The sequence below is a fragment of the Bifidobacterium scaligerum genome (genome assembly GCF_002802865.1).
GTDB classification, from domain to species: Bacteria; Actinomycetota; Actinomycetes; order Actinomycetales; family Bifidobacteriaceae; genus Bifidobacterium; species Bifidobacterium scaligerum.
Genome location: NZ_PGLQ01000008.1, coordinates 49,491 through 62,453 on the forward strand (window position 1 = coordinate 49,491; position 12,963 = coordinate 62,453).

Annotated in this window: 9 protein-coding genes; 4 read left to right on the forward strand and 5 right to left on the reverse strand. The window is 58.4% G+C overall.

Going from position 1 to position 12,963, the window contains the following annotated elements:
- Positions 1-418 precede the first annotated feature (418 nt).
- Entirely contained in the window at positions 419-1,396 is a 978-nt protein-coding gene (locus CUU80_RS09195) for a putative endonuclease domain-containing protein (RefSeq protein WP_100497023.1), read from the reverse strand.
- Positions 1,397-1,664: 268 nt separating this feature from the next.
- Here CUU80_RS09195 and CUU80_RS09200 point away from each other — a divergent pair, with 268 nt between their 5' ends.
- On the forward strand, positions 1,665-3,185 hold the full coding sequence (locus tag CUU80_RS09200; protein ID WP_100497025.1) for an amidohydrolase: 1,521 nt from the start codon (positions 1,665-1,667) through the stop codon (positions 3,183-3,185).
- A 633-nt stretch (positions 3,186-3,818) separates the two neighbouring features.
- Here CUU80_RS09200 and trpS read toward each other — a convergent pair.
- Positions 3,819-4,919, reverse strand: coding sequence for a tryptophan--tRNA ligase (gene trpS, locus CUU80_RS09210; RefSeq protein WP_100497028.1), 1,101 nt, complete (start codon positions 4,917-4,919; stop codon positions 3,819-3,821).
- Positions 4,920-5,052: 133 nt separating this feature from the next.
- Between trpS and CUU80_RS09215 the strand changes: the two genes are divergently transcribed.
- Positions 5,053-5,451 carry a DUF3073 domain-containing protein gene (locus CUU80_RS09215; protein ID WP_100497030.1) on the forward strand — a complete coding sequence of 133 codons (399 nt, stop codon included), beginning with the start codon at positions 5,053-5,055 and terminating at the stop codon, positions 5,449-5,451.
- Positions 5,452-5,628: 177 nt separating this feature from the next.
- Here the strand turns inward: CUU80_RS09215 and CUU80_RS09220 are convergent, their stop codons facing one another.
- Positions 5,629-6,105, reverse strand: coding sequence for a sterol carrier family protein (locus tag CUU80_RS09220; protein ID WP_100497031.1), 477 nt, complete (start codon positions 6,103-6,105; stop codon positions 5,629-5,631).
- Between the two features lie 338 nt (positions 6,106-6,443).
- On the opposite strand from CUU80_RS09220, the gene CUU80_RS09225 reads away from it, so the two are divergent.
- Positions 6,444-8,888, forward strand: coding sequence for a glycogen/starch/alpha-glucan phosphorylase (locus CUU80_RS09225; protein ID WP_100497032.1), 2,445 nt, complete (start codon positions 6,444-6,446; stop codon positions 8,886-8,888).
- 1,221 nt (positions 8,889-10,109) lie between these two features.
- Here the strand turns inward: CUU80_RS09225 and CUU80_RS09230 are convergent.
- Positions 10,110-10,340 (reverse strand): hypothetical protein, encoded by a 231-nt coding sequence (locus CUU80_RS09230; RefSeq protein WP_165775918.1) that lies wholly within the window; start codon positions 10,338-10,340, stop codon positions 10,110-10,112.
- A 477-nt stretch (positions 10,341-10,817) separates the two neighbouring features.
- Here CUU80_RS09230 and CUU80_RS09235 point away from each other — a divergent pair, with 477 nt between their 5' ends.
- Positions 10,818-11,555 (forward strand): rhomboid family intramembrane serine protease, encoded by a 738-nt coding sequence (locus CUU80_RS09235; RefSeq protein ID WP_100497035.1) that lies wholly within the window; start codon positions 10,818-10,820, stop codon positions 11,553-11,555.
- A 915-nt stretch (positions 11,556-12,470) separates the two neighbouring features.
- Here CUU80_RS09235 and crgA read toward each other — a convergent pair.
- Positions 12,471-12,956: a cell division protein CrgA gene (crgA, locus tag CUU80_RS09240; protein WP_207760115.1), complete on the reverse strand. Its 486-nt coding sequence runs from the start codon at positions 12,954-12,956 to the stop codon at positions 12,471-12,473.
- Between the last annotated feature and the right edge of the window lie 7 nt (positions 12,957-12,963).

Sequence of the window (12,963 nt, forward strand, 5' to 3'; positions counted from 1 at the left end):
AAGGTTGATGAGAGCGAAGACAATTGCCGTGTCGATTGCGGTTTTCGCGGAGTTTGTTCTGGTGCTTGTATTGCTCGTGAATGTCGGGTTTATCAGTGTTTATCGGTGTTCTGGTTGTTGTGTATGCCGAAGTTGACGTTAATTCGCTTACAAGGGGCTGATTCCCGCTTACCGGAAGTTCTATCTGCTCTACAAGGGGCTGACCGCCGGGTATAAAGCATCGGCAATGGCGAAATATCGGTGCGGTGGAGACGTTTTTATGTTGTGCGTCCGCTCTGGTAGCCCCTTGTAGAGCAGATAGATCTCCGACGCAGACCGAATCAGCCCCTTGTAAGCGAATTGGTGCGTGAATTGGTCGGCGGAGGAAGAGGCGCGGCGGCGGAGATGTAAGGGCGCTCCTGGCGCTCGCCGCAGCCGACTATGCGTGAGATATGGGGAGCAATGGCGCGAAGCGCAGCCGTTCATAAAGCGGTGCCCGTTTTGTGGTTCTTGCATCGCAGAGTTGCCGGATGGTTTTGCGTGGCGTGAGCTGAATGGTCTTTCCGGTAACTTCCTGCATCTTGTCCGCGATGCGTCGCGCAAGCGCCTCTTCGCGATCTTCATAGCCGATATCCAGTTTGGTGGCCTGAAGGTATTTCCATCCGTCATCTTCAATGTCCTGACGTCTTTTCACATCCCCCAGCCATTGTCTGGCGTGATGCGAGCCCTCATGTTCAATGCAGATTTTGAATTCCGGATACGCGAGATCAAGGTACAAGGGCTTCGTGCTGCGACCTATATAAATGGGGTAGTTGACTTGTGGCATGTCGAGCCCATATCGAGGAGGCACAAATCGCGTGCGGGTTTCCATGGAGGAATCGGTTCCGCTGCGTGCCAGAAGCAAAGCGCGGCGGCAATTGTTGTATCCGCGGAAGAGACGTCTGGCTTTTCCATCGTCTTGGGCTTCCTGCACCTGGCGATATGCGTTGTCTAGATACAAGGAGAGGGCGTCGATGGTTGTTCGACGCAGACGCCTGTCGCGGCGCATCATGGAATCAGCCAGCACAATGAGTTCTTCAAGTTCCAAATAAGGTGACAGCATCGCCCACGTGCAAGTCGGCGATGTACAGATGAATTGGTTGTCAACGGTAACCGTATCGATCGAAAACGGCCATACGACTGCGGTTATTCCTTGCACGTGGCGTTTGGCGTTGGGATGCGGAACAGTGACTACGGTCGAGTTCATCATCCGTTGATGGTTGCTCGCGATTCGTGGCATTTCCACGGAAAGCAGTTCGAGTGCCGTGGTCAAAGCGTATGGAGGTCGCCAAACGGTGCGGCGCCGGATTGCGCTACATATGTCCATGCGCTGATATTTCACTGCGGTCAATTCGGTCAATGTGTATGAACTGTTCATACGGATCACCCCTTCGTGATGCGTTCGGTCCGATGCGTTCGGTGCGGTGGGGTTGAGTCTAGAGGCATATGCCTATGCTTGTCTGCTAGCCTGTTATCTCGGTGGATAAATGTGAATAACTCGGTGGATAACTGGATCTTTTGCTCTGGTGGCATTGTGCGTTCGTGCATGTGCGCATGCCCGTACATCGCTCGACGCCGTTCAATACCCGGACATTGAGATTGAACATGTCGGGTTCCAGACGATTTGGTAGTGGCATGATACAGATATGAGTAGCTTGGTGCGTATTGTCAATGCCGGAATTCCCGGATCTCGAACCCGTGCGGATATTGTTCTTCGGGATGGTGTTGTTGCCGGTGTTCATCCCGCTGGCGAAGATATCGTCGGCAAGGCGATGCCGGATGCAACCACGATTGATGCCGACGGTCTGTGGGTCATTCCCGGCCTATGGGATTGTCATACGCATTTCACGCAATGGGCCAAAACTCTTGGTCGTCTCGACCTGATCAGTGCCCGTTCGGCGTCGGAGGCGATGTCCATGCTGCGAGCGCATTTGGACGAGCGTTGCGCATCTGGGACTCTTGACCCCAATGTGTTCGTGGTAGGCATGCGATTCCGCCATTCACTGTGGGCTGATGACGAACAGCCCACGCTTGCCGCTATCGATGCAGTGACTGGTGAGCAGCCGGTAGCGCTTTCCAGTGCGGATATGCACTGCGGGTGGGTGAATTCCGCGGCTGCCCGGAGGCTCGGCGTGCATGTGGACGAACATACTGGACTTGTGGGCGAACTTGAATGGTTCGACGCCTACACCCAATTCGATAAAGCACCCGGCGCTGCCGAGGAGACCGACCGTTTGCTTCGTGAAGCCGAGCGGGATGCCGTGTCGAAAGGCGTGGTGGGCATTCGTGATTATGAGATGGCCGAAAACATCGACACGTGGATTGACCGCTTTGCCGCCGGCATCAATACATTGCGCGTGGACGCCGGCGTATATCCCGAACGGTTGCAGAACGTCATCGATGCCGGTTGGCACACCGGCAAGGCGTTGCCCGGAAGCAATGGTTTGGGCCGAGTCGGCGCTATGAAACTCATTTCGGACGGGTCGCTGAATACGCGATCCGCCTACTGTTCCAGCCCATACTCCGGCATTGAGCCGCCTACCTATGGCACGTTGAGCTACACGCCGCAACAGATCGAGGATTACATGAGGCTCGCCACCGAGCACGGCTTCGACATCGCTTGTCATGCCATCGGTGACGAGGCGAACACGATAGTGCTCGATGCAGCTGCGGCTACACATGCGCATGGTTCCATCGAACATGCGCAAATGCTGAAACCCATTGACATCCCGCGCTTTGCGCAACTGGGCCTCACCGCTAGCATTCAACCGCAGCACGCGATGGACGACCGTGACGTCATCACCCGATTCTGGGCCAACCCCGCCGGCATTCCATATCCGTTCCGTTCGCTCTACGATGCAGGGGCCCAATTGCGCATGGGCTCCGATGCCCCTGTCGCACCGCTCGACCCGTGGCTGGCCATTTCCGCTGCCGTGTTCGGTACCGAAAGCTCGGATCGTGAGCCGTTCCAGCCCGAACAGTGCTTGCCGGTCGAAGTGGCACTGGGCGCGTCAACCGCTGTGGGGCGCGATCGGCTTGAAGCCGGCGATCCAGCGGACATCGTGCTTCTGGACGCCGACCCGTATGCTGCGGCTGCGCCTGAAGTCATGCGCGCGATGCCTGCACATGTGGCAATGACGTTTGTAGCCGGCAAGCGAGTCTATTGAATGTTCCGCAAATAGGGTGGGACGATGCGAATGGTCTCGCCTTGGGGGATGCCGATTGGTTGCCGTGCTGCGCGAAATGAGCGGAAACACCTCGCCGGTTATGCGATGAGTAAGGCACTAAGGATATTTCTGCGTTACAAGGGGCTGATTGTCGTCCGTCAGAAGATCTATCCGCTCTACAAGGGGCTGTTAGCCAAGTACGTAGGCCTATAAAACAGCGTGACATCGTTGGCGCGTAGGACCGAATATGGGTGTTATCGTTCCGGCGCAGCCCCTTGTAACGCAGATAGATGTTCCCACAGACGGGAATCAGCCCCTTGTAAGGCAGAAATACGCGGATGCGTGGATAAAGCGGGTAAAACGTAAGCGCGCCGCCAATGCGGGGCATAGGCGGCTGCAGATTGACATAAATTCGGCATCGCGTTGGCGCGCCTCCACTTTCATGACGTCCAGGGGAACGCCTCTTATTCTCCACACGGAAAACAACACCCGTATGCACCTACTCGCGTAAGGCCAAACCGAAAATTCCTATAACCCGGCAACAAGCTCGGCAACGAAAAAAGGTTCGGAACGATTCCATCTGGAAAATCGTCCCGAACCCTTGCGTTGGCGAAAATGCAACAGCGCGAAAACTCAGTACTTCATGCCCATGGCCTCGCGCACCTGATCGAGGGTTTCCTCGGCGATGGCGTTGGCGCGCTTGTTGCCGTCATGCAGCACGTCGCGGATGTAGTCCATGTCCTTGGCCAGTTCAGCGCGACGTTCGCGGTGCGGTGCCAGGAAGTTGTTCACGGACTCGATCACATAGGCCTTCAGCGCGCCTGCGCCGGCATCACCGATCTCCTCGGCGATCTCCTTCGGGTCGCGGCCGGTCACGAGGCCTGCGGTGGTCAGCAGGGCGGAAACCTGCGGGCGGGCGATCGGGTCGAAGGTAATGCGACGTTCGGAATCGGTGGGGCTCTTCTTGATGAGCTTGGCGGTTTCCTCGGCGGTGGCGCCCAGCATGATGGAGTTGCCGTAGGACTTGCTCATCTTGCGTCCGTCGAGACCCGGAATCTCCGGGGCGTCAGACAGGATCGCGGCCGGCTCCGGGAACACCGGGTGCTTCTTGGCGTAACGCTCGTTGAAGCGACGGGCGATGGTGCGCGTGATCTCGATGTGCGGCAGGTTGTCCTTGCCGATCGGCACCACGTTGGCCTTGCAGAAGAGGATGTCGCATGCCTGATGCACCGGGTAGGTGAGCAGCAGGCCGGTCAGCGCGTGGCCGGAAGCCTCCATCTCGGACTTCACGGTGGGGTTGCGGTGCAGTTCGGCTTCGGTGACCAAGGAAAGGAACGGCAGCAGCAGCTGGTTTTCGGCCGGCACGGCCGAGTGCGCGTAGATCATGGTCTGCTTCGGGTCGATGCCGGCGGCCATGTAGTCCAGCACGAGGTTCAGCACGTTGTCCTGGATGTGTTCGGTGGTGTCTCGGTCGGTGATCACCTGATAGTCGGCGATGATGATGTTCGAGTGCACGCCTTTGTTCTGCATGGCCACGCGCTCCTTGATGGAGCCGAAGTAGTGGCCCAGATGCAGACGGCCGGTCGGACGATCGCCGGTGAGCATCGTGAACTTGCCCGGATTCGCCTCCAGCTTGGCGAGCGTTTCGTCCGAACGCTTCTTGGCTGCCAGGAAGCTTGCGCTCATCTCGTTGCCTGCAGCGGTCAGTTGCTGCTCGTGCTGCTCGTCGGTCATGCAAAATCCTTTGAATACGCCGTAAAATAAACGCTTTTATGGTAAAAGTGTGAGCCGACAACGAACAAGAGCGCAAGAGGTGGTACTCTCGTATGTTGATGAATCGAACAGCACAGTAATCGCAGGGGGTCGTATGGGCCGCGGACGTCAGAAAGCCAAGCAGCAGAAAATAGCCCGTAAGCTTAAGTATCTGACTACCGATACCGATTATGATGAGCTGGCCAAAGAGCTGAGTGAGCAGGAGCCTGGGGAGGGTTCTCCTGATCCGTTTGCCGATATCGAAGCCAAGTATGCCCACGATGCGGACGCCGAATCTGAGATTTCTGATGAGGTTGCCGCTGGTGCGCAGCCGACCGCTTCCACGCCAGCCGATGATGATCTTGATGAGTACGCCAAGTGGGCCGCCGAGGCTGCCGCGAAGGCAACCAGTGGCGAGTTTCCGAAGACTGCGGCTAAGCCGGCTGCACCGCATAAGCCGATTCCGATGCCGAAGCCGCGCCCGATTCCGAGCGCACTCAAGCCGAAGCAGTGATCGGTTCGTTGTACGAGCCGATTGATGCCGACTGATATCGGGTTTCAATCTTTTCCAAGCGTCCGCCTCGCCGCGGGCGCTTTTGTTTTGCGCTCGCAGTGGCGCGGACCGGTGCGTGGGCGGCGAGCCGAGCGGAAGAGCAAAACCGTGGGGTGCGCATCGCCCGCCGGAGCCAGATCAGACCAGCGGCAACAGATCGCTCAGGTCGTCACGTTCGCCGACGGCCGTGATATGCCCGGCTCCCTTTTCCTGCGCCCAAGTCGTGATGCCCGCCGCCAGACGCAACCACACGTCCGGGTCGAGTTCGATAACGTCCGGCGGGGTGAGATTATGCGGGTCCGACTCCGGCCCGTCGAGAATCTTGATTGCGCCCCAAGGTGCCACGCGCACCTCCACGCCGGGGCCGGGCGCGCGTCGTTCTAGGAGAAACAGCGAATACCGCACCGCCATCGCCCATATGTTGCGAGGCAGCGCCGGGCTGACGGACAGCGCCAGGTCGGGTGCTGCCGTAGTCCCATGGTTGTCCGCTGACTCTAATGATCCCATTGATTCCGCCGACACCAACGATTCGTGCGCTGCGTGGCACCACTGTGCAAAGGCCGCTTGCCCGCGGGCCAGATCTTTTTCGAGAATGACTGCCATGCGCTCCATCATCGCATCGTGTCCGGTCAGCGGGTGCTTGGCGGGCGATTGGCCGGTGGCGGTGGCTGATAGATGATTGGATGAGGTGGCTTCCGGCCAGCGGATTCACTGGGAAAACACTTTCGGACCGGCATTCTCACGTAGCTATGAGCAACTCTATGACCAAACGATGAAAACGATGACATGCGGCGGGATGCGTAAGCGATGGAGCCGTGCTACTCTACCAATGAGAACGTATGCATGAGACTTCACGTCAAAGCTGTTACGGAGTGTTCATGTGTGCGTCCATGTGGCGATACCTATCTCGCGGCATAATGGAATCGGGCAATTATCCCGGAAGGAAAGTCAGAATGACCGAAATCACCGCACCTAAGTCTCCCGTCACGGCGGATCAATTCGCCGACGAGATTCGCGAGCAACTCAAGTACACTCAGAACGTCACTCCTGAGCAGGCCACCGCAGCCGACGTGTACGTCGCTGCCTCCAAGGCCGTGCGTAACCACCTCGCGGACGCTTGGTTCAAGACCCAGGCTGACACCGTCAACGGCAACACCAAGGCCGTGGGCTACTTCTCCGCAGAGTTCCTGATGGGCAAGCAGCTGGAGAACGCTCTGCTCAACGCCGGCCTGACCGACCAGTTCGACAGTGCCGTTGAAGCCCTGGGCTTCCAGCCGAAAGATATCATCGACGCCGAATACGAACCGGGCCTCGGCAACGGTGGCCTCGGTCGTCTCGCCGCCTGCTTCATCGACTCCCTCGCCTCTCTGGGCGTTCCGGCTTTCGGCTACGGCATCCAGTACAAGTACGGCATCTTCAAGCAGACCTTCGATGAGAACGGCAAGCAGGTCGAAACCCCGGATTACTGGCTGAACAACGAAGAGCCGTGGGGCCACATCGATTACAACCGTGACCAGAAGGTCTCCTTCGGCGGCGAAGTCGTCGAGGAGAACGGCAAGAAGGTGTGGAAGCCGGCTTGGTCCGTGCGCGCCGTGCCGGTTGATTACCTGGTGCCGGGCTACAAGTCCCAGCGTGTGAACACCCTGCGTCTGTGGACCGCCAAGAGCTACGACGAGTTCGATCTGCTCGCTTTTAACCGCTCCGAGTACATGGACGCCGTCAAGCCGCAGGTCAAGGCCGAGAACATCTCCAAGATCCTCTACCCGGAAGATTCCACCAAGGTCGGCAAGGAACTGCGTCTTGAGCAGCAGTACTTCTTCGTGTCCGCCTCCCTGCATGACGCCATCCGCGTCTTCTACCCGGGCCAGGACAAGCCGGACCTGACCACCTTCCCGAACAAGATCACCTTCCAGCTCAACGACACCCACCCGGTGATCGGCATCCCGGAGCTCATGCGCATCCTCATCGATGAGTACGACTACGACTGGGATACCGCTTGGGACATCACCGTCAAGACCTTCAACTACACCTGCCACACCCTGCTGCCTGAGGCACTGGAAGTCTGGCCGGCCAGCCTGATCGGCGAACTGCTGCCGCGTCACCTTGAGATCATCGAGAAGATCAACGAGCAGTTCGAGGACGAGCTCAAGGGCAAGGGCGTCGCCGACGAGACCATCGAGCGCATGCGCATCTACACCGGCGACTCCGTCCGCATGGCCTACCTGGCCACGTACGGCGGCTCCCACGTCAACGGCGTGGCTGCCCTGCACTCCCAGCTCCTCAAGGACATGACCCTGAAGGACTTCTCCGACGTCTACCCGGCCAAGTTCACCAACGTGACCAACGGTGTGACCCCGCGTCGTTTCGTCAAGCTCGCCAACCCGGGCCTGTCCGACCTCATCACCGAGGGTCTCGGCACCGACAAGTGGCTCTCCGACCTCGAACTGCTTGAGGGCCTGGCGCCGCTGGCCAAGGATGACGAGTTCGTCAAGAAGTTCGCCGCCGTCAAGGCCGCCAACAAGCACGCGTTCGTCGGCTTCGCCAAGGACCACTACGGCCTCGACATCGACGAGAACACCATGTTCAACACCATGGTCAAGCGTCTGCACGAGTACAAGCGCCAGAGCCTGAAGATCCTGGCCGTCATCTCCAAGTACGCCGCCATCAAGAACGGCACCGTTTCCGCCGACGACATCCTGCCGCGCACCGTGTTCTTCGGCGCCAAGGCCGCTCCTGGCTACTACCTGGCCAAGATGACCATCCAGCTGATCAACAACGTCTCCAAGGTCGTCAACAACGACCCGGACGTCAAGGGCAAGCTGGCTGTCCACATGCTGCCGAACTACAACATCGAGATGGCTCAGAACCTGATTCCGGCCACCGAGCTCGACGAGCAGATCTCTCAGGCCGGCAAGGAAGCCTCCGGTACCGGCAACATGAAGTTCGCTTTGAACGGTGCTCTGACTGTTGGCACCCTCGATGGCGCCAACGTTGAGATTCGTGAGCGCGTCGGTGCCGAGAACTTCTTCCTCTTCGGTATGACCGTGGACGAGGTCGAGAAGCTCTACGCCGACGGTTACGATCCGGCCAAGTACTACGAGGCTGATCCTCGCCTGAAGCAGGCCATCGATCTGGTGGCCAACGGCACCTTCTCCAACGGTGACCGCAACGCTTACGCTCCGCTCGTGGCCGATTGGCTGACCAAGGATTGGTTCATGACCCTGGCCGACTTCTCCGCCTACGCCGACATTCAGGCCGAGATCGAGAAGCTCTACCGCGATCCGCTTGAGTGGAACCGCAAGGCCCTGCTCAACGTGGCCAACTCCGGCTTCTTCAGCTCCGATCGCTCTATTGAGGATTATTTGGAACGTATCTGGCACACTGGTCCGCTGGCCTGACGGCTCGGAACCAGTACGCCGGATACGTGCTGGTTCCTACCTCGCGACTGTCGTCGCTCGGCGGTCGCCTATGGGGAGCCCCACTGGGCTCCCCGCTTGACGGCTCCGCACTCTGGCACACCGGTCCTCTGGCCTGACGGCCATAGTCCGGGCCTCCCAGCTGCGAGGCTGTATTCCTGCCTCGCGGCATAGTCGCTCGGCGTCGCCGGGAACAGTCCACTGGACTGTTCCCTTTTTCGTCTCCGCACACTGGCACACTGGCCCGCCCGCCGACTGACGAAGTGTCCGCGGCGTTGCTCCTCGGTCGACATACCTTCGTACGCCTTCCCTCGGTGCGCCTTGCGGACACACACGTCAGCCGACTCGCTCTGCTCGCCTGACGGCTCGGAACCAGTACGCCAGATACGTGCTGGTTCCTACCTCGCGACTGTCGTCGCTCGGCGTCGCCTACGGGGAGCCCACTGGGCTCCCCGCTTGACGGCTCCGCGTATCTGGGAGACCGGCCCTCTGGCCTGACGGCCATAGTCCGGGCCTCCCAGCTGCGAGGCTGTATTCCTGCTTCGCGGCATAGCCGCTCGGCGTCGCAGGGGAACAGTCCACTGGACTGTTCCCTTTTTCGTCTCCGCACACTGGCACACTGGCCCGCTCGCCGACTGACGGAGTGTCCGCGGCGTACGTTTTTCCAGAGTAATAATGATGTCATCTGTAGGAACGTACGCTCAGTGACTGTCAGCGTACGTTCCTCCAGAAAAGAGCGGATCTTCTCTGGAAAAACGTACGCTGGGGCGGCCGGGCGGATAGTCTGCTCGCTGATCGATGTCTTGGAACGCAGATGAAGGGGTGGGGAGTGCGTATTCCGACTGTAAGCTTGGTCAAACGGCCTTGAGTGTGTCGGGATACGCACTTCCCACCCCTTCAGCGTCAACTTCAGTGTTGATAATGCCAAGCAGTGCCGGAGAGATGCCTCTGCTCGATAGTCTGCCTGATAAATCAGCCAGTCCGAAATGAATCGTTCTGATAATCAACCGGCTCGGTAACCAAATCGAATCGGCCAGTAATCAATCGACCTGGGAATCGGTCCGGTAATCGGCCCAGATAACCGTTCTACCGAAAGTCTCGCAGAACGGGCGGTTGAAATCGTTGCCGCAGAACAGACGCAGAACATACGAAAGCCCCCGCAACCACATCGGCTGCGAGGGCTTTCGTAATAACAGCTGGAAATCAGGCCTCGGCGGGGGCGGCTTCGGGCTCCTCCTCGCTGCCCGCAGCTTCCTTCTCAGCGGCCTTGTTCAGCCCCAAATCCACCGGCGAAGAGCTGTTCTCCCACGGCTCCTCCCACGGATCGTAATCCGGGTTCTGCTGCTTGTAGATGTACAGACCCACCACTGCGGCAAGTAGTGCACCGAACAGTAGCGCGAAGAACTTCCAACCGTTAGAAGACTTGTTCTCCATGACGGCTCCTTTCCCTGGGGATCGTCTGGTCGGTTTGCCCATTCAGACCGACTCTGCTCCCTATTTTAGGCCGGTGATTGTGTTGATTGGGTGGAATGACATGCCCCGGCGATTTATCGGCGTAGCCGGAGTGCCAAGCAGTGGCAGTGCTTCTTCCGCACATGGGCAGGCTTCGCGGTTGTTCGGGCAGCGTTTGGCACGAATCCGCCGCGCGTGGGCACCCTAGCGGCGGGTGCCGGCCAAGAAATGGCAGGGAAACGCCAGATACGCTTGTAAGCGGTGGCTGATTGCCTCTTCTTGGCTAGACGCCGACGCTGCATGGCCCTCTCTGGTGTTTTCCGACCAATGTTTGGCAAGTACCCGTCGCCAAGCACGTCCTTGTGCCTGAATGCCTGAATGTTCGAACGCCCGACTGCCCGAATGCCCGAATGAGAGCCTCAGGAATTTGGCGTTCGCGGTATTCGATACAGTGGACCCATGCGTATGCCTACCAAACAGCAGATTCGGTATCAATGGGAACGTGGCGGCCCGGTAATCACGTGGGCGCTTATCGTGGCCTGTACAGCGGTGTGGCTGGTGGAGGTATTGGCCGGATTCATCTCCCCGGCATTGCAGCAGTGGTTGATCGTGCGTGGCATGGCGGCCCCTGCCACGATGATTGTGGAACCATGGACCATAGTCACGTCGATGTTCCTGCATGCGCCGAACTCCATCCTGCACATCCTGTTCAATATGATCGCCTTGTATTCGGTGGGACCGATGCTGGAGCGGATGATGGGGCATTGGCGGTTCCTTGGCCTGTACATGATCTCCGGCCTAGGAGGTTCGCTCGGTCTGATGGTCTGGGCGCTGCTGGCACCCGGCGGGCAAGGCTGGGCCTCGGCCGCCTACGGTGCGTCCGGCGCGTTATTCGGCTTGTTTGCGGCGTTGCTGGTGGTCTACCGCCGCATTGGAGCTGATATTCGCTCGATGCTGGTGTGGATGGCGGTGAACTTCGCATTGCCGTTCGTGGTCGGTGGCGTGGCCTGGCAGGCGCATGTCGGTGGATTTGTGGTCGGTGGACTGTTGACTTGGCTGTTGGTGGCAGGACTCAAGCCGTGGCGCGGCAAAAGCTTGGTCTGGCGTATGCAGGTGTATGGATGGTCCGTGGTGGTGCTTGTGGTGGCATTGATGCTGCTGTGCAATACCGCCAATCCGTACGGTTGGCTTCACTGATTAATTCGTTGGTGATTGGTACCTACAGCGCGGCTCGCGCACATCGGACCGCTGTGTGACGGCATTTGACGTTGGGCTGAGTTGTGCACATTGAGTTGTGCACATTGATGAATGGCTCGATACCGCCGATTGTGCGTAAGGGTTGTGCACAGTTGTGCACAAGAGTGGATAAGTTTGTGGATAACTCCGGTGGGTGTGCATTGTCTGAGGGGATGACGGTGCATAACTGTGGACAGTGATTGCCGGGTATTATGTGGATAACTCCATTATCAAAACGTCTATCCACCAAATCCTCAGTGTCTGAAACCGGTATCTTCGGTGTTATGCACCGCTTATTCACAGAAAAAGAGACGTTATCCACCACTTATCCACTAGTTATCCACACGGTTTTCCACATTCGGTGGATAAGTTGACGCTAAACCACATTTGTGTAATTCATCCACATCGAGTGGATAAGTCTGTGGATAACTCGTGGATAACACGTGGACAACTGTGGGTAACTCCATCAACCCACATGAAGATGCGAATAATTCCACGCGATTGCGCATGATACAGTGTGCAATCCCGGTCATGCTTCAAGAAGCGGTCCGTACGGTGCCAGTCCCTCTGCGCGTTCCCCATCCGTGCGTCACGTCGTTGTGCATGCGAAGGAGACGACTTTTGATGGGTCAAAGTTCCTATAGCCCTATGGTACCTATGGTCCCTATAGTCCCGGAGGCATTAAAAAACCGGTCCCGTGTGAACGGAAACCGGTTTTTCGTCGTGTGTCAGTGGCCTTATCGGAAGTGGCCGTATGTAGGTGTTTGTGCAGCTACTATGCGCAGTCGCCGAATGCCGTCGAGGTATACGTGGCGACCATACACAGTCGCACAGTCGCACAGTCGCACAGTCGAGCGCTGGAAACCCAGCGCGGCCTCAGCGCCACCCCATCGTCATCAGGAAGCCCACCATAATCAGCGCAAAGCCGATGGCGAGATTCCAGGCGCCGATGTTCGGAATCGGCCATGAGCCGGTCGGGGAGAGGTAGTACACCACGCACCAGATCAGACCGACGATCATGAATGCGCAGAACACCGGCACGAACCAACGCGGGTTGGACTTGGTGCCCTTGATGGTCTCTTCAACGCGCTTGGTGTTTTCGGCCTGACGGTTCATCATGCGCTGCATCTGCGGGGTGAGTGTGGCCTTATCGGCAGTGGCGTTCAGCACCGCCTGTACCTGCTCCATATCCACGCCGTAAGTCTCGTCCTCATCCTCGCTCGCGTCGGACTTACCGGACTCAGCAGATTCAGCGACGTCCTTGGCGTCCTCTGCGGCCGTTTCCTCGGCCTTGACCTCGTTCTGCCAATCCTTCTGGTCGTTCGAGTCGGTTTCGTGCAGCTCTTCGTCAGCCATCAGCATAGTCTCC

Bases quoted from the DNA above. Each gene is read 5' to 3' on its own strand.
- CUU80_RS09225 (WP_100497032.1), top strand. From the start codon at position 6,444: ATGACCGAAATCACCGCACCTAAGTCTCCCGTCACGGCGGATCAATTC.
- CUU80_RS09220 (WP_100497031.1), bottom strand. From the start codon at position 6,105: ATGATGGAGCGCATGGCAGTCATTCTCGAAAAAGATCTGGCCCGCGGG.
- CUU80_RS09215 (WP_100497030.1), top strand. From the start codon at position 5,053: ATGGGCCGCGGACGTCAGAAAGCCAAGCAGCAGAAAATAGCCCGTAAG.
- crgA (WP_207760115.1), bottom strand. From the start codon at position 12,956: ATGCTGATGGCTGACGAAGAGCTGCACGAAACCGACTCGAACGACCAG.
- CUU80_RS09195 (WP_100497023.1), bottom strand. From the start codon at position 1,396: ATGAACAGTTCATACACATTGACCGAATTGACCGCAGTGAAATATCAG.
- CUU80_RS09235 (WP_100497035.1), top strand. From the start codon at position 10,818: ATGCGTATGCCTACCAAACAGCAGATTCGGTATCAATGGGAACGTGGC.
- trpS (WP_100497028.1), bottom strand. From the start codon at position 4,919: ATGACCGACGAGCAGCACGAGCAGCAACTGACCGCTGCAGGCAACGAG.
- CUU80_RS09230 (WP_165775918.1), bottom strand. From the start codon at position 10,340: ATGGAGAACAAGTCTTCTAACGGTTGGAAGTTCTTCGCGCTACTGTTC.
- CUU80_RS09200 (WP_100497025.1), top strand. From the start codon at position 1,665: ATGAGTAGCTTGGTGCGTATTGTCAATGCCGGAATTCCCGGATCTCGA.